This is a genomic window from Variovorax sp. 3319 (assembly GCF_031456585.1).
In the GTDB taxonomy this organism is placed as follows: Bacteria; Pseudomonadota; Gammaproteobacteria; order Burkholderiales; family Burkholderiaceae_C; genus Variovorax; species Variovorax paradoxus_P.
Window position 1 is genome coordinate 313100 of record NZ_JAVDUZ010000004.1, and the last position, 23112, is coordinate 336211.

The following is a 23112-nucleotide window of genomic DNA, read 5'->3' on the forward strand; positions in this document are numbered from 1 at the left end:
CCAATGACGTGGTTTTCGAGAACGGGATGGGAGCGCTCGGCACGTCGTGCAGGAGTCGCGGGTGCTCTCCGGCTGGCTGGCATTCTGCTGCTGGCGCACGGGCCGTTGGCCCTGGCGCAGCAGCAGGCGCCCAACGCCGAGGCGGCGGCCAGCAAGGCCGAGCAGGCCCGCCTTGCCGACACAGACACCTTGCTGGCGTTGACCAGCGAGGGCGCGGTGCTCTACGGGCAAGACGCGGTCAAACTCTCCGGCTACCAGTACTGCAGCCAGGCGGTTGCACTGGCCGAGGCCGGTGAGTTCAGGCAAAGCGTGCGCGCAGCCAGCAAGGCGCTGCACCTGGCCAACGCCACGCGCGACCCCAACCTGATGGCCATGGCCAACAGGGACCTGGCCATCGTCTACAGCTATTCGGGCCAGCTCGAGAAGGCCGAGGAATTTGCACGCGAGGCGCTCAAGCACCAGGCGCGCGACCCCAAGCTGGTGGTCGGCCCGGTGCAAAAAGTGATCGGCGACGTGCGCACCCGCCGCGGCGACTACGCCGGCGCCGTCATCAGCTACGACGAGGCGCTGGCCAACAGCTCGGCGCGCTATGCCCCGCTGGTGCAGGCTTCGCTCGTCAACGCGCTCATCGAGGCGGGCGATTCCGCAAGAGCGCGCTCGGTGCTCGGCGGCATGCCCCCGCCCAAGGATGCACCGCTTACTGCACAGCTCGACCGCACCCGCGCACGGCTGCTGCTGGCCGAGAACAAGCCCGCCGAGGCGCGCGACCTGTACCGCGCGCTCACCACCCGGCAGGTGGGCACCGACACCGAGTACTACCGCCTCTGGGCCTGGGACGGTGTGGCGCGCAGCGAGCTCGCACTCGGCCAGAAGCAGGCCGCGGCCGAAGCCGTGGCACGTGCGCTGGGCGGTGTCGACCAGGTGCGCGCCAGATTCCGCAGCGAAGAGTTCAAGATGGGCCTCTTCTCGGACCTGCAATCGGTGTTCGAGCGCGGCGTGTCCATCTACAGCGACGCGGGCGATGCACGCCAGGCTTTTGAAGTCAGCGAGCGCAGCCGCTCGCGCGCGCTGCTCGACGCGGTACGCGGCCGCGCAAAAATCAATGAACGCGCTGCGCACATCGTCGACCTGGCCACGCTGCAAGGCACCCTGGCGCCCGACGAACGCGTGGTGCAGTTCCACGCATTGCCCGACCGCCTGGTGGTGTGGGTCGTAAGCCCCGCCGGCATCGAGGCCAGGACGGTGGCGGTGCGCCGCGAAGAGCTCACCGAACTTGTGGAAGTGTTTCGCAACTCCATCGTGCGCGGCCGCCGTGCTGCCATTGCCAACGCCGACAAGCTGGGTGCCGCGCTGCTTGGCCCGCTGGGCCTGGCGGACGGCCAGCGGCTGATCGTCGTGCCTCACGGTCCGCTGCACTACCTGCCGTTCCAGGCGCTGCGGCTCAATGGCCGCTACGTGATCGAGTCGCACCCGGTGGCCGTGGCGCCTTCCATGAGCATTGCGGTGCAGCTGGCGCAGCGCACGCCGCGCGTGAGCGCATCGCTCACGGCCTTCGGCAATCCGCGCATCGAAGACAGGTACGACCTGCCCGGCGCCGAGATCGAAGTGAAGCAGCTCGCGCAGCTGTTCCCACGCAACACGGTGTACATGGGCGCGGCGGCCACCAAGACGCAGTTCCGCGACGTGGCCGCACGTTCGCCGCTGATGCACGTTGCAGCCCACGCAGAGGCCGATGCGGTGGATCCGCTGTACTCGCGCATCCTGCTGGCCAACGAGGGCGGCAAGCAGAACTTTCTGGAAGCGCACGAAATCCTCGCGCTACCGATGGACGGCACGGCACTGGTCACGCTGTCCGCGTGCGAATCGGGGCTCGGGCGCATTGCGCAGGGCGACGAGGTGCTGGGCTTCACACGCTCTTTTCTCTCAGCCGGAAGCTCGAGCCTGATCGCTTCGCTATGGCCCGTTTCAGACGACGCAACGGCCGTTCTCATGGGCACGCTCTACGGCGAACTCGCCAAGGGGCGCGATCTGCAGAAGGCCATGCAGGCGGGGCAGCTGGCCGTGCTGAAAGACCCAAAGATGTCCCATCCCTTCTTCTGGGCGCCGTTCAACCTGATCGGCAACTGGCGTCTTACGGTGGGGAGCTGACATGAAAAGAAGAACTGCCAGGTCGTTTTGCTGTGCTGCGCGGAGGGGAGTACCCGGTGGCCTTTGCACACGCCCCGAACAGCGGCGTCACAGACAACCGCACCCCCAACAAGAACACAACCAATCCACGGTGGAGCACTGAGATGCGCGCCCGTCAACGCTCTACGCCAATCGCTTTCGCCGTCTCCGCCTTGATGGGCGCTACATTGCTCGTAGCGGCCCAGCGCACCCACGCAGCGGAGGCAGACGCCAACGCGCTGCTTCCCACCAAAGACCCTTGCGGCACCTGCGCCCGCCCGCTCGCCCAGGCCAGCGGCACGGTTGCGCCGCAAAACCTGCCAGCCGCGCCCCAGGCGCCCGCCGCTTCGTTCCGGCTCAATGATCTGCGCCTGAACGGCGTCAAGGCACTGTCCAACGAAGAGCTGCAAAGCATTACCGCACCCTACATCGGGCGCAACGTGACGCTCGGCGACCTCGAAAGCCTGGCGCAAGCCATCACCGCTCGCTACAAGGAGCATGGCTACTTTCTCGCGCAGGCCGTGGTGCCCGTGCAGACCGTGCGCGACGGCGTTGTGGAAATCAGCGTCATCGAAGGCCGGCTCGGCAAGGTCGATGTGACGGTTGCGGCCGATGCGCCCATCAGCGAGGCGCGCGTGCGTGGCTTCCTCGCGCCGCTGCAGCCCGGGGAGGCCGTGAGCGCGCCCGGCTACGAGCGCGCCATGCTGCTGCTGTCCGACCAGCCGGGCATTCGCGTTTCGTCCGGCCTGCAAGAAGGCACGCAGAGCGGCACCACCGATCTTTCGGTCGAAGTTGTCGCCGGGCCGCGCTGGGCCTTCACCGCCGAGGCCGACAACCACGGCACCAAGGAATCGGGCCGTTTTCGCGTGGGCGGCACCGCGCGTTATCTCAGTCCCTTCGGCATTGGCGACAACCTCGACGTGCGTGCGATGGTGTCCAACAGCAACGCGCTGCAATTCGGCCGCGTGGCCTACGAGGCCCCCATCGGCACCAGCGGCCTGCGCGCCGGGGTAGGGCTTGCGCGCGTCAACTACGAGCTCGGCGGCGAGTTTGCCGAGCTTGGCGCGCAGGGCAAAGCCGACGTGCTCGATTTTTCGCTCAACTATCCGTTGATTCGCCAGCGCCAGCAGAACCTGTTCTTGCGCCTGAGCGCCGAAGTGAAGGACCTGACCGACGAGATGAATGCGGTCGACTTTGCCTCGAAGAAGCGCGTGCACGGCCTTGGCCTTGGCTGGGCCTGGGAGCGGCGCGACGAGATGCTTGGCGGCGGCTACTGGGCCAGCTCGGGCACGCTCTACCGCGGCGACCTTTCTATTCGCGACGAGCAAAGCCGTGCGTTCGACCAGAGCGTTGCGGGCCATCACACCGAGGGCGGCTACACCAAGCTGAGCTTCCAGGTCTCGCGGCTGCAGGCCATCGTGCCGAACCATTCGCTCTACGTGGCGCTCGGCGGCCAATGGGCCAGCAAGAACCTCGATGCATCCGAAAAGCTTTCGCTCGGCGGCGCGCGTGCGGTGCGGGCGTACCCGTCGGGCGAACTGCTGGTGGACGAAGGCGCCATCGGCACCGTCGAGTGGCGCTGGTCGCTCAACTCGGAGCTCACGCCCTTTGTGTTCTACGACGCCGCGCACGGAAAGATCGTGCGCAATCCCTCGCCGCTCGACACCGGTGCCAACCGCCACAGCCTGCGCGGCTTCGGCATCGGCATTTCCTGGGCCCGCCCCGGCAACTTTGCGATCAACGCGACGCTCGCCTGGCGCGACGGCACCCGGCCGGCGCAAACCGATGGCGGCGGCCGCAATCCGCGCTTGTACGTGCAGGCGCAAAAGAGTTTCTAGGGAGTGCCCGCATGAAGAATCGTCAATCCTCCCCGGCGCAGCGCTGCCTCCGGCTGCGGCCGCTGGCGCTCTCGCTGGCCTGCATCGGCCTGGCGCCGGCCGGCGCGCAGATCGTGCCGACCGGCCCCACCTTTCCTTCGAACGGCGGCACTGTTTCGGTGGGCTCGCCCACCGCGCTGGTTGGCGGCGGCATGGCGCTGGGCATCAACCAGTCTTCATTGCGGGCCATCATCAACTGGCAAAGCTTTTCCATCGGCGCGAAGGACCAGGTCAATGTCCAGCAGCAACTGGGCGCGTCCAGCGTGCTGCTCAACCGCGTGGCGAACGGCGGCCCGCGTTCCGAGATTGCGGGGCTGTTGACGGCTCCCGGCCGCGTGTACGTCGTCAACCCCGCGGGCGTACTGTTCGGGCCGACGGCGCAGGTCAACGTGGGCGGGCTGGTGGCTTCCACGCTGGATGTCTCCGGCGCCGATGAAGTCGCGCGCAACGCGAGTTTCATGGCCGGCGGGCGCGAACTCAGCCTGTCGGGTCCGGCGAGCGGCCTTGGCGAGGTGACGGTGGAAGCGGGCGCCAAGCTCACCGCCACCGGTGTGGACGGGCGCAACGGCGTGATCGCGCTGGTGGGCGCTGCCGTGGTCAACCGCGGCGAGATCAACGTCGCGCGCGGCAGCGTAGGCCTCCTGGCGGGCAATGAGGTTGTGGTGATCGACCCCGTGGGAGATGGCCTCACGACATTCCGTATAGCAACCACCAACACCGCCGACAACGCGCGGGTCGAGAACATCGTGGACGGCAAGGCACCCGAAGGCGCGCTGAGCGGCCGCATCACGGCCGATGGCGGGCGCATCGTGATGATGGCGAGCTCCACCAACTCGGGCGCGACGGTGGTCAACCAGCAAGGGGTGCTGCAGGCGCGCTCGCTCGAAAGCCGCAACGGCGAAATCGTGCTCGGAGGAACCGGCAGCGGCGGTGCGACGAACGTGGTGGCGGTCGGCGGCACGCTCGACGTGTCGGCCGGTGCAGCGGGTGCCGCAGGCGGAAAAATCGGGATCGAGGGCGACATGCTCCGCGTGCAGGGCGCCAGGCTGAGCGCCGGCGGTGCCACCAACGGGCAGGTGCAGTTCGTATCGAAGGCCGACGTGCTGGTGCAGGTGGCCGGAAGCGACCCGCAGGTCGACGGCACCAGCACCATCGACGACCAGGTGCTTGCGGGCGCGCTGAACCGGGGCGGCGACGTTACCCTGACCAGCCGCGCTGCCAACATCGGCGACTTTGGCGGCTGGGGCGTTGTGTTCGACAACAAGGCACAGGTGGTGAAGGCCGAGGGCGGCAACGCCAGCCTTACGGTCAATTCGAATCGCAACATCGAGATGCGCGCGGGTTCGGCAATCCAGTCGAAGAGCGGCGCGCTGAACGTCGACTTCAACGCCGATGCCGAAGGTGCAGCCGGGCAGGACGCGATTACGCCCGAGGGCCAGCCGTTTCCGCGGCGCGGATCGATCGTGCTGAACAATGCCACCGTCGAGAGCAACGGCGGCGACATCCGCTTCTACGGCCAGAGCGATGCGCTCAACGGCCGCGCGGTGGGCGACGTGATTCGCGAGTTTCCGGTCGACGCCGATCCCACGACACGCCGCACGGCAGGCATCGAGATCAACGAAAGCACCGTCTCCACTTGCGGCGCCGCACAGGCCAGTTGCGCCGGCGGCGGCAGCATCGGCATGCGGGGCGAGGGCTCGAGCTGGCAGTACACCGAGACCGGGCTGCCCGGCAATCCGCTCGACCTGGATGCGACGGACGGCGTGCGGGTGCGCAGCAGCGTGCTGCGCACCGGCGCAGGCGCCATCGGCGTGCAGGGCCGCAGCGGCCTCGACCGCCTGGTGTACGGCGTCACCATCGGCGACGGCAGCAAGGTCGAGTCGTCTTCGGGCGACGTGACGATTGCCGGCAGCGGACGCAGCTGGGTCGCGGGCGATCCGGTGGGCGCGCTCATGGGCGCCGCGGAGGGGGTTCAGATCTGGTCCAGCAGCGTAGCGACTGGCGGCAACGTGGCAATCACCGGAACCGGTGCCGATATTTCTGGCGCCATCCAGGACCCGCAGTTCATCGCGCTGGCGTCCGCTACCGGAGGCGCATCGTTCCACTTCGAAGGAACCGGCGTCGACCTGTCGTACGCACCGATCACCGCCGGCGCAGGCAAGTCAATTTCAATCACGGGCACGGCGGGCAGCCAGGCATTCCAGATCAACGCGGACGGCACGGTGGATTCGAATTTCTCGCCGGCATCGTCGATCACGCTGCAGGGGGGAGACCTTGTCGCCGCAGGCGGCCGCATTTCCTTGCAGGGCGGCACCGGGGCCATCGATATCCGCGCGTCCAGCAACGATTCGACGCCGGAGGAACCCGGCCTGCTGATCAGCACCGCAAGCACCACCGGCGCCGGCGGAAACATCGACATCCAGGCCCGCAATGTGGTGGTGCAGGGCTACAACGGCGAAGGCTTCGGCTACACCCGCCTGGATGCGAGCGGCGTAGCGCAGGGCGGCAACATCAACCTGCGGGGGGTGGCCGCAGACGGCGTTGCCGCGAGCGGCATCCTGGGCATCGACAACAACGTGACCCTTGCCGCCAACGCATCGTCCCCGTCGGGCAACGGCGGCAGCATTCGCGCGGTGGGAGACAACACCCTGCTGGCCTATGGCAGCTTCGAAGCCAAAGGCGGGGCGGCCGGCGGAAGCGGCGGTTTCATCGAAACCTCCGGCGGCGCATTCGACATCGGCGCAATCCGGGTCGAAGCATCCGGCGCCACCGCGGGCAAGTGGCTGATCGATCCGTACAACGTCGAGATCAACAGCTTTGGGGGCTCGGCCTCGCTGCCCGGCAATCCATATGTGCCGCTGGCGGATTCGGTCATCCGCGACACGGCCATCAGCGATGCGCTCAATGCGGGGACCGATGTCAGGATCACCACGGGCACCGGGGGCGCTGCCGACCAGGGCGACATCTTCATGAACGACGCCCAGATCACCTACACGGGTGCGGGCGAACGCACCTTCACGCTGGAAGCCCACCGCAGTGTGCGTTCCAACACCGGCACGACCATTGCGTCATACGGTGCGGGCGCCGGGCCGCTGAACGTGGTGTTCACCGCCGACGTGAACGGCAGCAGCAGCAACGGCACGGACGGCGGACAGGTCAGCTACAGCGGCCGGATCTACTCCAACGGCGGTGACGTGACCATGACCGGCGCCTGGGCCAACAACTCGAATCTGGGCAGCAGCGTGGCCCTTTCCCAGGGCGTGGTAGTGGACACGCGCGGCGGCAACCAGATCGTCTCGCCCGGCGTGTACACCGGCGGCAGCGACGCGGCAGGCGGCGGCAACGTGACGCTCACCGGGCGCAGCGTGGCGCCGGTGAGTGCCGGCACCACCGATGCGGGCGTGCTGATCAACGACGCCAGAATCGTCACCTCGACCGGCAATGTGGACATCTTCGGCAGCAGCACGCTCAACAGCGGTGTGCGGCTGGTCAGCAACTCGGTCGACAACGGCATTCACACGACCACGGGCAACGTGCGCATCACCGGCATCGGCAGCTTCACGCCCAACAGTGCGGCCCTGCCGGGCCATGGCGTGGTGATCGGCGGCAACAGCTTTGCGGCGGGCAACCTGCCAATGGTGCAGACCGGCAGCGGCAACATCGAGATCAACGGCCTGCGCCTGGCCAGTGGCGGCCCTGCGGGCGGCGACGGCGTGTTCATTGGCAACCGCGCACTCATCACCAGCACCGCCGGCGGCAACATCAGCGTGACGGGCGAATCGCAAAACGCAGGCGGCGCCGGCATTCGCTTTGCCAACGAGCAGCCGATCACAGTGCTCATTCCGGCGGGTCGAATCACGGGGAGCGGCAACGTGGTGCTGCGTGCCTCCAACGACGGCGCGAGCGATGCGCTGGTGCTCGGCACCGGCAGCCAGGTCAGCTCGGCCGGCGTGCTCAACCTGCGCCCCGGCGGCATCGACCTGGCGGGCCCGCCGCTCGGCTACGCCGCAACACCGGTGGACCGCACCGGCAACGTCATTACTGTCGGCGGCGCGGCCGCCACGGGCTTTGCAATATCGGCTACGGAACTGACGCGCATGAGCGCACCGACGATGGTGTTCGGCAGCAATACCCATGCGGCCGACATCAACGTGATCAGCGCATTGAACTTCGGCGCAGGCGCTGTCACGCTGCAGAACGAAGGGGGAGGCAACATCACCCTGCAGGCGCCCATCACGGCCGCACGCGTGGGCCTGGCCTCGGCCGGCAACATCACGCAGACCGCGGCCGCGCCGATCGCGGCCGGCACGCTGCTGGCCCGCTCCAGCGGCGGCAGCGTGCTGCTCGACCAGGCGGCCAACAACGTGAGCGCGAACACGCTGGGCGGCGGGGCTGCCGGCGCGTTCCGCTACCAGGACGTGGACGAGCTGCGCGTCGGCGCGGTGTCGGTCGTCGGCTACGACGCGGCGGGCAACGCACCGCAAGTGGTGTCGGCCGGCTCCATGGCGGCGGACACGGTGTTTGTACGCACGCTGAGCGGCGACCTGCAGCTCGGCACGGCGGTAACCAGCACGTCGGGCGCTGACCTGGTGGCCGCGGCGCGCTTCCAGAACGTGGGCGGCGCCAGCCTGGGCGGTGCGCCGTGGCGCGTGTGGGCCGACACCTGGATCGGCGAAACGCGCGGCGGTGTCGCCGGTTCGGGCCTGCTGCCGAATCTGTACAACTGCGCATACCTGGGCCTGTGCGGCGTGAGCGTGTCGCCCGGCGACAACCATTTCATCTATGCGCAGCGGCCGACCGCGACAGTTGTGATCGGCAATGCATCGCGGCCCGCGGGCCTGAACAATCCGCTCTTCACATGGAGCATCACGGGCCTGATCCTCGGCGACACCGGCGCCGGCTTCAGCGGCACGGTAGGCACCGGGGCCACGCCGGCGAGCCCTCCCGGCGCCTACGCGATCAACGGCAGCTTCACCTCGGCCGAGGGCTACCTGGTCAACGTGGTGCCGGGAACGCTCACGGTCGGCGGCTTTCCGCAGATTCCCAAGCCCGATGTGATCCGCGAGCTGCCGACCACCTGGCTGTACGACCGCAACATGGGCCCGCCGCCGATCTGCTTTGCGACCGGTCCGCTGGAAGGCGACCGCGCTTCGCAGGGCAACGATGTGCTGGCGCGCGAATGGTCGCGCGTGCGCTCGCGGCCCAACCTCACGAGCTGCGTCGACACCGAGAAGCGCAACGGCTGCGCCGATTTCTAGAGGCCCGCGTCGCCGAAGCGGCCCGTGTAGGTGCGCAGGCCCTGGTGCGCCAGGTTGGAGTGCGCATCGATATGGACCTTGCCGCCCAGCGACTGCCACCGGCGGCAGAACGCATAGTCCTCGCTCAGGTAGCGGCCGTTGCCGGGCTCGGCCAGCAGGTCGAAGAAACGGTAGTGCGGCCAGGCGCTGGCCGCGGCGTCGCGCGACGGATCGGGCGTGTAGCGCAGGTCGGGCATGGCCTCGGCCAGGCGCTCGAACACCGGGCGCGCAATGAGCATGAAGCCCGTGGGCGCGTCGAGCACCTCCACAAAACCGTCGGCATCGACTTCATGCGCACCGGCCCATGCGTTGGCCGGAAAGCGCGCATGCCGCGCCTCGAAGTCGGCGCGCGTGCTGCCCGCGGGCAAGGCCTCGCGCAGGCCCTCGGCAGGCCAGCCGTCTTCCTTGAGCGGATAGACGCCGGCCACCACGTCGCGACCGGCCAATAGCAGCCGCAGCGCCGCAGCAGGCTCAAAGCCGATGTCGGCATCGATCCAGAACAGATGCGTCCACCGCGTGTCGGCCATGAACTCGGCCACCAGCCGGTTGCGCGCGCGCGGAATCAGGCTGTCGCCGTCGAGGAAGCGCGTCTGCATCGAGAAGCCGTGCGTCCACGCGAGGTTCACAAGGCCGAGCAGGCTGCGCACGTAGATCGATGCCAGCGCGCCGCCGTAGCTTGGCGTTGCAACGAAGGGGCGGATGTCTTTCAAGGCGGCGGGGTCGAGCATCGGAAAATTCCTTGTCTGCGGGCATGGAGGGGCGAGAGCCGTTCGCCTGGATGATGAGGACGACCCTCAGGCCGGTGAAGCGGCATGCCGGCGCGTGGAAAGCAGCGCGCGCAGCTTGGCCGGCGCAACGGGCTTGGTCAGCAGCATCACGCCCCCATGGCGCAGGCGCTGCAGCACTTCGGGGCCCGTGGCACCCGATATGAGAACGGTGAGCGCGTCGGGCTGCAAGCGCTTGGCAGCCGTGATCACGTCCATGCCGTCGTCGGCGCCGGCCAGTTGCAAGTCGCACAGCACCGCATCGAAGTGCAGGTCTCCGGTGCCCAGCCGCGCAATGGCCTCGGCGCCGGTGGCAATGCATTCGACCTGGCAACCCCATTGCTCCAGCAGCGCGCGGCTGCCGTCGAGAATGGCCGGGTCGTCGTCGACCACCATGCAGTGCAGGCCCGCCAGCGGCGTGAGTGCACGAGGCGGGGCCTGCGGCACTGCGGCTTCGGCGGCATGGGCGGCCGGCAGCGTGAGCGCGAACGTGCTGCCCGCCTGCAGCGCCGAGCGCACCGAGATGCGCGTGCCCAGCAGCGCCGCAATGCGCGCGCAAATGGCAAGGCCCAGGCCGAAGCCGCGGCGCCGGTCGCGCTCGGTGTTGGCCACCTGGTAGAACTCTTCGAAGATCCGGCCCTGGTGAATGGGCGCAATGCCCACGCCGTTGTCGCGCACTTCAATGCGCACGTTGTCGCCTTCGCCATGGCTGCGGCGCGCGGCCACCAGCACGGTACCGCCCGGCGGCGCATGGCGCAATGCGTTGGCCACCAGGTTGCCCACGATGCGCTGCAGCAGCGCCGCGTCGGTGCGCACCGCAAGGCCGCGGTCGCTCCAGCGCAAGCGCACGCGGGTTTCGGCCGCGGTGGGCGCGTGCTGCGCATCGAGTTGGTCGAACAGCGCGGCCAGCGGCACCTTGGTGATCGCGGGCGTCAGCACCTGGGCGTCGAGGCGCGATATTTCGAGCAGGTCGTCGAGCAGCACGCCCATGAACTCGGTGCTCTCCTGCAGGCGCAGCACGGCCGGGCGCTGCGCCTGGGTGGCGCTTGGCAGCAGGCCGTCGATGAAAAGGCCCATGGCATGCAGCGGCTGGCGCAAGTCGTGGCTGGCCGCGGCCAGGAACCGGGCGCGGGACAGTGCAGCCTGCTCGGCTTCGGCCATGCGCTGCAGCGCCACGGCGGTGGCCTCGCGCACGCGCTCTTCGCTGACCTGGCGGTTGCGCTGCAGCCGCTCTGCGAGGCGGTCGATGTCATGCGCGAGCACGGCCAACTCGTGCGTGTGGCCTTTGCCGGGCGGTGCCGGTGTGCTCCGCGACCCGTCTTCGACCACATCGCAGCGCGCTTCGAAGTGCCCGGCCTCCAGCGCTGCCACCGTACGCGACACGCGGCGCAGCGGCCGTGCCACCGTGCGTGCCATGTGGCGCACCGAGGCCCATGCCGCAAGCAACGCAACCATTGCAATGCCGATACCCGCCATGAGCGAACGGCTGCGTTCGCGCGCGTAGGCGGTGGTGTCGCGAAAGGTCTGCACCAGGCCGATGGGTGTTTCGCCGGCCGCGGTGGAGCCCGCGGGCGCAAAGGCGCTGGCGCGCGAAGCTTCGCGCAACGTGACCGGCGAGGTGAACATGCGCAGCTGCGCCAGGGAAGACGCCTTGGGGCCGGCGGTGACGAACACGCCAGCGCTGTTGCTGATTTCGACTCGCATCACCTGCCCGCCGCGCAGCGCCGCGTTGGCCACGTTCTGCAGCGCCGGCAAGTCGCCGGCGTAAAGGCTCAGGTCGGACATGGCGGCCACCTGGCGCGCCACGGCCTGGCCCTCCGCGTCGAAGGCCGCCTCGAGCGTTTGCAGGCGGTTGTGCGTGAACCAGCCGGTGAGTGCAAGAGCCACCGCCGCGCACGGCACCACGCCAAGCCGGAACAGGTCGCGCTGCAGGTTGCCGCGCACCAGCAGGGTGGTCGCGGAGGGAGGCTGCTGCTGCTGCTGCTGCTGCTGCTGCTGCAGCGCTTGCGTCGAATCGGCGCGCGCGCCTTCGGGTGTCGTCCCCTTGTCGCTCATCGCGTCACGGTGAGCCGCTCGGTCAGTTCCCGCTCCTCCGGCAAGCGCAGTCCGAGTCCGCGCGCCACTGTCACGTTGACGCGCACGGTGGCGGGCGTGGCCGCTTCAACCAGCGGTCCGCCGCTGGCACCGGCGAGTTTCTGGCCGAGCAGCCGCGCTTGCCGGGCCAGCTGCGCCGGTGTGGAAACCGCCGCCGCAAGCCCGCCCGAACGTACCAGGCCCTCGCTGGCACCGAACACCGGCAAGCCGGCTCCGGCACCCGCACGCAGCACCGCGAGCGTGGCCGCCTGGCTGTCGCCGATCTGGTCGGGCAGCACCATCAGCGCATCGCTGCGGGGCACCACCAGGTGCAACGCCGAGGCCAGCGACCTGGCATCGGGCGCGTATTCCACCTGCACGTCCCACGCGGGGTTTGCGCCCTGCGCCGCGCGTTGCAGCTCGCGCACCAGCGGTTCAGATTCGGGCGTGGCGACCACGCCGATGCGGCGCTTTTGCGGCAGCACAGCGCCCACCAGCGCAAGCTGGTCGGCCATGGCGGGGTCGCGCAGCAGCACACCCACGGGCCGGTCGCCGCGGCGCAGTGCGGCGCTACTGGCCCGCAGGGTCTCGTAGTCGAGCCGGCTCAGCATGGCAAGCACCAGCGGTTGCTGGCCGGGCCGGTCGAGTGCGGCGCGCGCAGCCGGCACGCCCACTGCGAGGGTCAGGCCCATGTCCACAGGCGGGCTGCGCAGCCCGCGCGTGCGCACGCCGGCATTGGCAACGCGCTCGGGCTCGGTGCTGGCCACTTCGGCGGGTTGCTGGCTGTCCGCGCCGCCTGGCGAAAGCCGCACCAGCTCGAAGCGGCCGCCGGGCTCCTGGCCCGTGCGAAGGTGCTGCACGAATTCCGAGTGGGCGGCAAAGTCGTCGCCCATCAGCACCGTGAGGTTGCTCGCAGATGCATCGGCAACCGCGAGCTGTGCCGCAACGAAGCCCAGCGCCAGCGCGGCGCGCACGCCGCGGTGCAGCCGTTTCCGGAGGAGCAATTTGAAAGGGTTCACGGCAACAAACATGGACTGCTTTCCGCAGCAAGAAAGGGCAGTACCAATGTACGGAAGGCCCCTGCATCGCGCGATAAGGCGGAGGGCTTATGTCGGCACCCGCCACCCCCTGCCGGCGTGACGAAGTGCACAGCGCAGCGGCTGCTTGGCCTATGTCCGATGGACTAGGCTTCGGCGTTGAGCAAGGCGGCTGCGCGCTGTGCCTGGATGGCCTGGCGCAGCACGCGTGGAGAAACGGGCTTGTAGAGCACGGCAATGCCCGCGCTGGCCACTTCGCGCAGGCGGTCGGGTTTGGTTTCTCCCGTGACCAGCAGGCGCGCCGTACCGGGGCCGATGCCTCGCGGGTGGCGTTCGAGCGCGGCAATCACGTCGAGCCCGTTGTCGCCGCCTTGCAGGAGCAGGTCGCTCACCACCACGTCGGGCGGTTGCTCCCACGCGTCGGCCAGCGCCAGTGCTTCGGCGCGGGTTTGCGCCGCCTGCACCTCGGCGCCCCAATTGGTGAGCACCACCGACAAGCCTTCCAGAATGGTGCGCTCGTCGTCGATCACCAGGATGCGCAACTGCTCGAGGCTCGGTTCTTCCTCTGCGGCGCCGATGGCCGGGGCCACGTCCAGGGCAGGCAGCGCAGCCGGTGCCGAGCGCACCAGCACCCGCACGCAGGTGCCCTTGTTGGGCCGCGACGTCAGCTCCACACGGGTGTTGAGCAGCTCCGTCAGGCGCTGGACCGTGGCAAGGCCAAGGCCCATGCCGCGCTGGCCGCGGGGCGCCTGGCGGCCGGTGGCTTCCACCTGGTAGAACTCTTCGAACACACGCGCCTGGTGCTGCACGGCAATGCCCACGCCGGTGTCGACCACGTCGATGCGAACGCCCTTGCCGCGCGGCCGGGCGCCGATCAGCACGCCGCCTTCGATGGTGTGGCGCAGCGAGTTGGACACCAGGTTGTTGAGAATGCGCGAGAGCATCACGTAGTCGCAGCGCACCCAGAGGTCGGTCTTGCGCACCACCAGCCGCAGCCCCTGTTGCTCGGCCACGGGCCGGAAGTTGCGGCTGATTTCATCGAACAGCTGGTCGAGCGGAAAGTCCGCCCACTGCGGCTGCAGCACGCCGGCATCGAGCTGCGAAAGATTCAGCAACTCTGAGAACAGCCGGTCGAGTGAGTCGACGCACTCGCGAATGTGGCCGATGCGCTGCAGGCGCACCGGGTCGGTCTCGCCGTTGGCCAGGCCGTCGGAAAACAGCGTGAGCGCATGCAGCGGCTGGCGCAGGTCGTGGCTGGCGGCGGCCAGCAGGCGGGTCTTGGCCTGGCTTGCAACCTCCAGCTGCTGGTTTTTGCGCGCGAGCTCGGCCGTGGCCTCGCTGATGCGGCTTTGCAGCAGCCGGTGGCTTTCGGCCAGGGCACGCGCCGCCTGGTTGAAGCCGTGCTGCAGGTGCCGCACTTCAGAGGTGCCCTCGATGGCAACGCTCGCGGCCTCGCCGGCGCCCAGCCGGTCGACCGCCTTGCCCAGTGCGCGAATCGGCTCGCTGATGCGCCGCGCCGCCCACCAGCCCGCCAGCCCCACGCCCACGAGGCTGGTCGCCAGCACCAGCACCACGTTGAGCCACACCGAGCGCCGCGCGTCCTGCACGGCGTTCAGGCTCATCTCCACCATGACCTTGCCGCTGTGCTTGCCGTCTTCGCTCACGATGGGAACCACCACCTGCAGGCCTTCGCGCCGGTCGCGGTCGACGGTTTCGGAGTTGGCGACGATCTCGCCGTCGTCCGACCAGATCTGCACCTGCTGCACGTGCGGCTGGTAGGTACCCGATTGCGCCGTGCGCTGAAGAATGCGGCGGTCCATGCGCAGCAGCGGTGCTTGCGCCGCGGTAGCCACCTGCATTGCCACCGTTTGCGCATTGGCGCGCATCAGCTCGGTGAGGTTGTCCAGGTGCTGCCGCGTCAACACCGCAATGGCCGCCAGCGTGGCGGCGGTGGCCGGCACCAGTGCCAGCAAGATCAGCTGCTGGGCAAACGTGAGGCGCGCAAGCCCCCGGAGGACGCGGAAGTTCCAGTTCATGGGGGCGTGTAGCGCATGAAGAGCGAGCTTAAGGGCCTTGGTTACGGAGCGAAAGATGGGAAAAACATCACAAAAATAGCTTGTATTTGATATCTAATCGTGTCCGCGTTGTCCATGTTAGACCCGCTGATCCCGCAGCGGACCATGCCCCGTGTTCAAAATGCAGGCCTCCCCGAGCTGCGTCCGGAAGGCTTCCGGCGCTACTGATGCCCTTGGTGCCCCGCGCCGCTGCACGCGGTTCAGGCGAGCCGCCGCCGTGGCGGTGCGACGCAGCGCCCTGGTGCTGAGTCTGCTCGCCGGCCTGCCATTGCTGGCGGTGGCCCAACCCGCGTTGCAGCCCGACGCCCCGGTGCGCTTCGGCATCCTGCCGCTTGGCGGTGCCTTCGAATCGCGCAGCGACTGGGATCCGCTACTGGCCGAACTGAGCCGTGCCATCGCGCGGCCGGTGAGCGTGCTTTCGGTCAACTCGTATGAGGCGCTGGAGCAGGCCATCCGCCGTGACGAGGTCGACATGGCCTTCCTGTCCGGAAAGATGGCGCTCGACGCCGTGACCCAGCGCCGCATGAAAGTGGTGGCCCAGGTGGTGCGGCACGACGGCCTCGCGGGCTACCGCGCCCTATTGCTCACCCGCAAGGCGCCGCCTTTCAACACCAAAAAGAGCCTGCTGGGCGAGCCGGAGCGCTGGCGCCTCGCGCGTGGCGAACGGCAGTCGGTGTCGGGCTTCATCGTGCCGCAGCTGCAGTTCTTCTTGCCCAATCACATCGCCATGGAAACCCGCTTCCTGAGCGAGATCGTCGGCACCCACCAGGCCACCGCTCTGGCCGTGGCAAATAACGAGGCCGATGTGGCCACCAACAACACGGCCGATTTCGAGCGCTTCAAGCAGCGCTTTCCGGCCGAGGCCCAGCGGCTGCAGGTGCTGTGGGAGTCCGAGCTCATTCCGCATGCGCAGATTGTGGTGCGGCGCGAATATTCGTCCGAACTGCGCGGCCGCGTGCAAGCCTTTCTGGTCGGCTACGGGCGCGCCAAGGGGCCCAAGGGCGATGCGGAGCGCACAGTGCTCAAGTCGCTGCACGACCTGGCCGGGTTCGTGGCGGCGGACAACAGCTCGCTGCAACCGGCCGCCAAGCTCGCCTATCAGCTGGCCAGGCAAAACGCCATGACCGCGCAATGGGTCAACGACGAGGCGCGCGAGGCGCGCCTGAAGCGCATCGAAAGCGGCTACGCGGAGCAGGTCACCGTCCTCAGGGACCTGTCGCCCTGACATGCCTGCCCGGGAGCCTCCTCGCGCTGTCCGGTGGCTTGCCGCGGCACTGCTGCCCGTGCTTGTTGCCGCCGCCGCTTTGCTCGCGCCGGGCACCGCGGCCACGGCCGAAAAAGCGGCCGCGCCCACCCAGCCTGTGCGCTTCGGTGTGCTGCCGCTGGGCGGTGCAGTCGAATCGCGGGCCTTGTGGATGCCCCTGCTGGCCGACATGAGCCAGGCCATCGGTGTGCCGGTGACCGCTTATTCGGTGGCGTCGTATGAAGAACTCGACCGCGCCATCAAGCGCGATGAAGTCGACATGGCGTTCCTCTCGGCCAAGATCGCGCTCGAAGCAGTGATGCAGCGGCGCATGAAAGTGGTCGCGCAAATCGCACGCCGGCCCGGCATGCCCACCCACCGTGCCGTGCTGCTCACCCGAAAGACCGGCGCACCCAGCACGCTGGAAGCGGTGCTTGCCGAACCCGAGCGCTGGCGGCTCGCGCGTGGAGACAGCCGTTCGGTGACCGGCTTTCTCATGCCGCAGAGCCAGCTGTTCTTGCCGCGCAATATCCAGATGGAAACCCGCTTCCGCGGCGAGATCGTCGGCAACCACCAGGCCACCGCACTCGCAGTTGCGAATGGTGATGCCGACGTAGCTACCAACAACACCACCGACTTCGAGCGCTTCAGGGAGCAGTTTCCGGTAGAGGCTGCGCGGCTGCACGTGGTGTGGGAATCGGAGCCGCCGCCCGGCGCGCAGATGGTGGTGCGGCGCGACTACCCGCCCGCGTTCCAGGCCAAGCTCCAGGCTTTCCTCATCGGCTACGGCCAAGGCAAAGGCCCCCGCGCCGATGCCGAACGCGAAGTGCTCAAGACCCTGCGCGCGGCTTACGGCTATGCGCCGGCCGACGACAGTGCGCTGCTGCCCGAGGCCGCGCTCGAGTATCAGCTGGGCAAGCAGAACGCGATGGCGGCTGCGTGGGTGAACGACGCGGCGCGCGAGCAGCGGCTGCGGCGCATCGAGCAGGCTTACAAGGAGCAGGTGGAGACTTTGCGTGCGGCGTCTACTGCCGCACGTTGAGCGGGGCGGGCAGGGTCTTGGCTGGGTATCTCCGCTGACAGCATCGGATTTGCGGGGAACTCGAACCTGCTCGCGCCAATAAACGATCGATAGTGATCGTGAAATCCATCCGTGCAACGCGGCTGGTACGCAGGCACTGAGATCGTGCAGCGTTTTCTCGGATGTACGCTTGACCCGTCACATATCCATCAATAAAACGGCCGCGCCAATGAGCGCCCGAAGGGAAACCATGATCTGGACACACTCCATTCCCCAGCCCCCTATGCCGCAGTTCCTGCGCGAGACGCTCAAGGACTATCCGGAGCTGATCGAGCAAATCCAAGACTACGTGAATGAAATCGTGGCTAAGTACCTCGAAAGAAAGTGGGGCGCCCCGTTCAATGAAGTCTTCGAGGTGCTCGAAGACACCCTCAGCGCCCGCTATTCCGACGCCTATGAAGCCCTCAAGGAAGCCGAGCAAACCGGCGATTCGCAGGCAATCTATCGGGCCAAGATCAAGTACGACGCGCTGGTAGTCGCAGGTCGCCCCCGGAGCCTCCCCGAATTGCGGGACTACTTCGAGACCTATAAGGGGGCGTTCGAATGAGCGACCCCACCGGCAAACTCGATCCTGAAACCCACCGTCGTGTCTTCGCGGAGCGCGTTGTACCCAGAAGCGCCCTGTCTGAAACAACACCTCAAGCACGCCCTCACGCCATCGTTCTGGCGGGCCAGCCCGGCGCCGGCAATTCGCGCAGTAAAACTCCTGCACTGACGATCCATTCAAGGAGGCCACAACAATGAACCGCAACCACCTCAACTTCCCGCCGCCACCCGTGCCGCGCACCGTGCGCGAATTGCTCAAAGACTATCCGGAGCTGATTGAAGAACTTCAAGAAGCTCTGACTAGCCTCCACTATGGTCCACGCGGCCCTATGGACTTTGAAAGAGCCGTTTGGCTGCTGAAGGACATGCTGGGCGGGGATATGGGCGATGCATACAGCGAAGAGGATCGAGCCCGGGCACGGGGCGACATGGAAGCAGCCCGTTTGACCAACAAGAAGGCGAAGGCGCTCGCCATGGCGGTGCACGCGGTCTACGGCGACGGCGATCTGTCCAGCTATTTCAAGACTCAGGAGAAGGACTTCCGATGAGTCGCGCCACCGAATGGGCCCTGGACGAGGCCACCCATAACCGCATTTATGCCGAACGAGTTCTTCCAGACAGCCGCTTTCACGAGACCACCCCACAAGAGCACCCGCGCGCCATTGTGCTGGCTGGCCAACCGGGTGCCGGAAAGGGAGGTCTGGCAGCCGCTGCCGAGCAAGAATTCGCCGGCAACGTCGTCAAATTGGACCTCGACGAAAAGCGCAATTACCACCCCTACCGCGAGCAACTCCGCGAAACCCACCCCTACACCTGGGCCAGCCACACCCACCAGGATGCCCGAAGCTGGACCGACAAACTGAGCCACGATTTCGTCGAAGGCCGACGCAACATCGTCTTCGACACCACGCTGGGCGGCGCCGATCACTGGATCGGCGAAATGAAGAAGATGCAGGCCCTGCAAAAGCATCCCTATGAGGTCGAAGTCCGTGTGCTCGCCACGCACCGCCTCGAAAGCGAGCATGGCGTGCATGAACGCTTCACTGACAGCCTCGAGAAAAAGGGCTATGGCCGCTTCGTTCCCCAGGAGGTGCGCACTAGCGTCTATGACAATCTGCCCGCCAACCTCGACAAGGTGCACGCGCAACTGCCCAACGCCCGCATCCGCATCTACAACCGCGAAGGAACGGAGCTTTACGACAGTCGCACCAGCCCGTTGAAGCCCGGCGCGGCACTGGAACAGGCCCGCGAAGCCCGCCTCACCGACCCAGAGCGCACCCGCGGTCTGAACAACAAATGGCAAGCCCAGCAAGCCTGGGAACAGCAGCTTCCCGAATCCTTGCAACGCAATCCAAAGGTTACGCCATCGACCGTGCAGAACGTTTTGCGCGAAAACAGCGACCTCAAGATCAAGGCGGACGTCCAGCGCACCGCTACCGAGGCCGCCGCCATCGACCGCAGCGTTCGCATCGAACCGGGCGCCGCGCGTGTCGCGCTCGGCCTCAAGGTTTTCGGCACCGCCGCCCTGGCCCACGACGCCCTCACCACCGGCCGAGACACCAAGAACCTGCTCGACCAGGACAACCTCACCGGCGCCAAGTCTGAACTGCTGCACTTCGCAGGCCGCAATCTCGGCATGGCCGCCGGGGCCATGGCCGTGGGCTCGGTGGCGGCGGCGGCCGGCATCGAGACCGGGCCCGGGGCTCTCGCCGCGGGCTTGGCCGGTGGCCTCGTTGGTGCCGTGGCCGGCAACAAGATCATGGATGCCCTGGACCAATCGCGCATCTACACCCAGCGCGGCAGCGACGGCAACGACTGGAACCTCGACCCCAGCCAGCCCGCGCAGGGCTGGACCCGTCTGCCTCGCCCCGGTGAATTCGGGCCCCAAGGGCCCCCTGAAGGGGTGGGCTACAAAAACCACCTGATGCAAGCCGCGCCCCTCCTGGCCGATGAGCTGAACTACAAGGCCAGCAACGTGGCCGTCGAACTGGCACTGGCCCATCCGCGCGCACCCCAAGACCCGTTCAGGCAGGCGCCCGAGAGCATCGGTGAAGCGGTGCGCTCCGGCATCGGCGCCAGCCAGCCGTGGATACGCGACCCGCAAAGCCATGCCTGGACGCGGCAGGCCACCGAAGCGGCTACGCCCACGACGCACGGCATGCCGGTTCAGCGCACGGCCCCGGCCAGCCCGGAACAGAGCCGGCAACTGGACGCGGCGGCGCAGCGCGTCATTGCCGACAACCTCGCCCACAGCCCGCAAGCCATTGCCCAGCGCTACCAGGAGGCCTACACCCAGCATAGATGGAAACAGCACGGCCCGGTACCGGCCGCCGTCACCCACGCCGCCCAAGGCCCTGTGCGCGAGGAACCCCATGCCACGCCCCAGGCGGTGCCCGCACAGCCGCAGCCTGCGAACGGCCATCTGACACCCCAGCAGATCGAACGCATCACCACGCATGAATCGCGCATCGTGCCCACGCCGGGCGGCATGAGCTTTGCCGAGGCGCACAAGCGCCGGGACGAGCCCGAGCAGATTTCTGCGGGCTCGTTGCAGCCGGTGGGCAAGCTCGATGAAATCCACCGGGCCAAAGGCGGCCCGTTGTACCGGGTGCATCAGGCGCAGGAGCAGACCCTGATGCGTGACCTGGAGATTGCGCTGGCGCAGGACAGGGATCGGTTCAGGAGCGAGCCGAGCCCTCGAAGGACGCTGCAGCCTTCGGTGGAGCGTACGCAGGAGCGTGTGCCGGAACGTGTGCAGGAGCAGGAGCAGGCGCCGGCCGCTGGCGCCGAGGCGATGCACTCGCCGACCACCCAAGTCTCAACCCACGCCTCAATGGTTGCCCCGGTGCACTCGAACCCTCCAGGCGATGCCTCAGCCATTGCGGCGGCGCAAGCCCAGGTGGCCGCAGCGCAAGCCCAGGCGGCTGCGGCGCGGGCCGAATTGGCCCAGATGCACCAGCAGATGGCACGCATGGCCGCAGAGCGACACGATGGCGTGGCGCGGCGCGATGAGAGCGATTCGAGGTCCGCAACTGCCATAACTGCCGCGGCTGACACGAGCCGCCCGCTTCTGCGCGATTTCAGCGACCCGGGTCATCCGCAAAATGCGCTGTACAGCACCCTCAAAGACCTCCTTCCGAAGGGCACCTCCGAAGAACGCCTGGCCCAAGGCACGGCCGCCTGCCACCGGTCGAGCATTACGGAGAAAGACCTGTCGGGTATTTATATCGGCGACAAGTCGGTGGTCTTCGCCTCCCGCTCGCTCTTTGCCGTGCCAGCACAGATGGACATCAGCCAGCCCGCACCCAGCGTTCAGCTGAGCGATCAGCACATCCAGCAAACCGAGCAGCAGCGGGCGCAAATAATGAGCGAGATTCGGGCACAGAACGCAGCGCAAGCCAACCAGCAACAGGGGCCGGTGATGGGCTGACAGCCCGAGTGTGGGAGCGGGCGCGCAACAGGGGGGGCGCGCATCTAGTCCCTTCGCGGTAGCTCCAAATCCCCCCGCCTAGGCCGTTAGGCGGATTTGCCGCCGGCCTTGCGCGCCGGAAACTCCGTGCTTCTTTCGGGCAGCCCTTGCCTTTGACGGAGTGCGGATGAGTTGGCGAACAAAAGTGGTCTGGAGCGAGGGGATGCTGCTGCAGCCCCAGCACCTGCAGCAGAGCGAGCGTCATGGCGACCATGCGCGGCATGTGCTTTTGCGCTCGACCACGCCATATGCCTGGGGTTTCGCGGAGATCGAGATCGACCAGGCGGCGCTCACGCTGGGCAAGCTCGCGCTGGTGCGCGCCGTAGGCATTTTTGGCGATGGCACGGTGTTCGACATGCCGGCGGTCGATCCGCTGCCCGAACCCATCGACATTCCGCCGACGATGCGCGACGAGGCGGTGATGCTCGCGCTGCCGCTGCGCCGCGCCGGGGCCCGCGAAGCCGACGCTGAAGAATACGAAGAGTTGGTGCGCCACCGCGTGCTCGAGTCGGAGGTGCCCGACTCCAACACCGCCGGCGAGCGCACGGCCATGCTGCAGTTGGGCCAGCTTCATACGCGCCTGATGCGCGCCGGCGAAGCGACCGATGCCTGGACCACGCTGGGGGTGGCGCGCGTGGTCGAACGCCGTGTGGACAACCAGGTTCAGCTCGACCGTGCCATGCTGCCGCCGTTGCTCGACGTGGCCGGCCATGCCGCGATCCGCTCGTGGCTCGACGAACTGCTGGGCCTCTTGCGCCAGCGCGGCGAGGCGCTGGCTGGCCGCATGACGCAAGGCGGCACGGGCGGCGTGGCCGAGATTGCCGACTTCATGCTGCTGCAGACGGTCAACCGCAACGAGGCGGTGTTTGCGCATCTTGCCAAAAGCGCAATGCTGCACCCGCAGCATTTCTTCGAGCATGCGCTTGGGCTGGCGGGCGATCTTGCGAGCTTTCGCGATTCGCGTCGTGTCACGCACTTCGGCCCCTACATCCACGACGACCTGGCAATGAGCTTTCGGCCGGTGATGGACGACCTGCGCCGCAGCCTCTCGATGGTGCTGGAGCAGTCGGCCATTCGCATCGAACTGCACGACCGCAAGCACGGCGTACGCGTGGCGGTGGTTACCGATGTGGAACTGCAGCGCAAGGCGACCTTCGTGCTTGCAGTGAACGCCAGCATGCCGAGCGAGGCGCTGCGCGCGCGCTTTCCCACGCAGGTCAAGATCGGCCCCGTCGAGCGCATTCGCGACCTGGTCAACCTGGCGCTGCCGGGCGTCACGCTCACACCGATGCCGGTAGCGCCGCGCCAGATTCCCTTTCATACCGGCGCCAACTACTTCGAACTCGAAACGCGCAACAGCGACCTGTGGCGCCAGCTGGAGCAATCGGGCGGCATCGCGATGCACATTGCGGGCGACTTTCCCGGCCTCGACCTCGCGTTCTGGGCCATTCGTTCCTAGCCCCTTCGGGCCTGCGGAAACGGAA

14 protein-coding genes are annotated in these 23112 nt (G+C 67.8%); 10 read left to right on the forward strand and 4 right to left on the reverse strand.

Annotated elements, in window-relative coordinates:
- The first annotated feature begins 3 nt into the window (after positions 1-3).
- From J2X67_RS11015 to J2X67_RS11025, 3 genes are all read left to right on the forward strand, one after another.
- Positions 4-2148, forward strand: a complete 2145-nt coding sequence (locus tag J2X67_RS11015; protein ID WP_309952970.1) for a CHAT domain-containing protein — start codon at positions 4-6, stop codon at positions 2146-2148.
- 143 nt (positions 2149-2291) lie between these two features.
- A complete protein-coding gene (locus tag J2X67_RS11020) occupies positions 2292-4004 on the forward strand; it encodes a ShlB/FhaC/HecB family hemolysin secretion/activation protein (RefSeq protein ID WP_309952972.1) in 1713 nt (570 codons plus the stop codon).
- Positions 4005-4015: 11 nt separating this feature from the next.
- Entirely contained in the window at positions 4016-9301 is a 5286-nt protein-coding gene (locus tag J2X67_RS11025) for a filamentous hemagglutinin N-terminal domain-containing protein (RefSeq protein ID WP_309952974.1), read from the forward strand.
- Here the strand turns inward: J2X67_RS11025 and J2X67_RS11030 are convergent.
- From J2X67_RS11030 to J2X67_RS11045, 4 genes are all read right to left on the reverse strand, one after another.
- Positions 9298-10068 carry a hypothetical protein gene (locus J2X67_RS11030; protein ID WP_309952976.1) on the reverse strand — a complete coding sequence of 257 codons (771 nt, stop codon included), beginning with the start codon at positions 10066-10068 and terminating at the stop codon, positions 9298-9300. The genes J2X67_RS11025 and J2X67_RS11030 overlap by 4 nt on opposite strands.
- A 66-nt stretch (positions 10069-10134) precedes the next feature.
- A complete protein-coding gene (locus tag J2X67_RS11035) occupies positions 10135-12159 on the reverse strand; it encodes an ATP-binding protein (protein WP_309952977.1) in 2025 nt (674 codons plus the stop codon).
- Positions 12156-13181, reverse strand: coding sequence for an ABC transporter substrate binding protein (locus J2X67_RS11040; RefSeq protein WP_309952978.1), 1026 nt, complete (start codon positions 13179-13181; stop codon positions 12156-12158). The genes J2X67_RS11035 and J2X67_RS11040 overlap by 4 nt, the downstream gene beginning before the upstream one ends.
- A gap of 179 nt (positions 13182-13360) precedes the next feature.
- On the reverse strand, positions 13361-15250 hold the full coding sequence (locus tag J2X67_RS11045; protein WP_309952979.1) for a hybrid sensor histidine kinase/response regulator: 1890 nt from the start codon (positions 15248-15250) through the stop codon (positions 13361-13363).
- 256 nt (positions 15251-15506) lie between these two features.
- Between J2X67_RS11045 and phnD the strand changes: the two genes are divergently transcribed.
- The 7 genes from phnD to tssK all read left to right on the forward strand — a co-directional run bounded on the left by phnD (position 15507) and on the right by tssK (position 23087).
- On the forward strand, positions 15507-16514 hold the full coding sequence (gene phnD / locus J2X67_RS11050; protein WP_309952981.1) for a phosphate/phosphite/phosphonate ABC transporter substrate-binding protein: 1008 nt from the start codon (positions 15507-15509) through the stop codon (positions 16512-16514).
- Between the two features lies 1 nt (position 16515).
- Entirely contained in the window at positions 16516-17574 is a 1059-nt protein-coding gene (locus J2X67_RS11055; RefSeq protein ID WP_309952983.1) for a phosphate/phosphite/phosphonate ABC transporter substrate-binding protein, read from the forward strand.
- A gap of 229 nt (positions 17575-17803) precedes the next feature.
- Complete coding sequence (locus J2X67_RS11060) at positions 17804-18160, forward strand: hypothetical protein (protein ID WP_309952984.1); 357 nt, start codon at positions 17804-17806, stop codon at positions 18158-18160.
- Positions 18157-18357, forward strand: coding sequence for a hypothetical protein (locus tag J2X67_RS11065; RefSeq protein WP_309952986.1), 201 nt, complete (start codon positions 18157-18159; stop codon positions 18355-18357). Before J2X67_RS11060 ends, J2X67_RS11065 begins: the two co-directional genes overlap by 4 nt.
- Entirely contained in the window at positions 18354-18707 is a 354-nt protein-coding gene (locus J2X67_RS11070) for a hypothetical protein (RefSeq protein ID WP_309952988.1), read from the forward strand. The genes J2X67_RS11065 and J2X67_RS11070 overlap by 4 nt, the downstream gene beginning before the upstream one ends.
- Entirely contained in the window at positions 18704-21589 is a 2886-nt protein-coding gene (locus J2X67_RS11075) for a zeta toxin family protein (protein WP_309952990.1), read from the forward strand. The genes J2X67_RS11070 and J2X67_RS11075 overlap by 4 nt, the downstream gene beginning before the upstream one ends.
- A 166-nt stretch (positions 21590-21755) precedes the next feature.
- Positions 21756-23087, forward strand: a complete 1332-nt coding sequence (gene tssK / locus J2X67_RS11080; protein ID WP_309952992.1) for a type VI secretion system baseplate subunit TssK — start codon at positions 21756-21758, stop codon at positions 23085-23087.
- The last annotated feature ends 25 nt before the right edge of the window (positions 23088-23112 follow it).

Excerpts from the sequence above, each read along its gene's own strand:
- J2X67_RS11015 (WP_309952970.1), top strand. The coding sequence starts at position 4 with ATGACGTGGTTTTCGAGAACGGGATGGGAGCGCTCGGCACGTCGTGCA.
- J2X67_RS11020 (WP_309952972.1), top strand. The coding sequence starts at position 2,292 with ATGCGCGCCCGTCAACGCTCTACGCCAATCGCTTTCGCCGTCTCCGCC.
- J2X67_RS11025 (WP_309952974.1), top strand. The coding sequence starts at position 4,016 with ATGAAGAATCGTCAATCCTCCCCGGCGCAGCGCTGCCTCCGGCTGCGG.
- J2X67_RS11030 (WP_309952976.1), bottom strand. The coding sequence starts at position 10,068 with ATGCTCGACCCCGCCGCCTTGAAAGACATCCGCCCCTTCGTTGCAACG.
- J2X67_RS11035 (WP_309952977.1), bottom strand. The coding sequence starts at position 12,159 with ATGAGCGACAAGGGGACGACACCCGAAGGCGCGCGCGCCGATTCGACG.
- J2X67_RS11045 (WP_309952979.1), bottom strand. The coding sequence starts at position 15,250 with ATGAACTGGAACTTCCGCGTCCTCCGGGGGCTTGCGCGCCTCACGTTT.
- J2X67_RS11055 (WP_309952983.1), top strand. The coding sequence starts at position 16,516 with ATGCCTGCCCGGGAGCCTCCTCGCGCTGTCCGGTGGCTTGCCGCGGCA.
- J2X67_RS11060 (WP_309952984.1), top strand. The coding sequence starts at position 17,804 with ATGATCTGGACACACTCCATTCCCCAGCCCCCTATGCCGCAGTTCCTG.
- J2X67_RS11065 (WP_309952986.1), top strand. The coding sequence starts at position 18,157 with ATGAGCGACCCCACCGGCAAACTCGATCCTGAAACCCACCGTCGTGTC.
- J2X67_RS11070 (WP_309952988.1), top strand. The coding sequence starts at position 18,354 with ATGAACCGCAACCACCTCAACTTCCCGCCGCCACCCGTGCCGCGCACC.
- J2X67_RS11075 (WP_309952990.1), top strand. The coding sequence starts at position 18,704 with ATGAGTCGCGCCACCGAATGGGCCCTGGACGAGGCCACCCATAACCGC.
- tssK (WP_309952992.1), top strand. The coding sequence starts at position 21,756 with ATGAGTTGGCGAACAAAAGTGGTCTGGAGCGAGGGGATGCTGCTGCAG.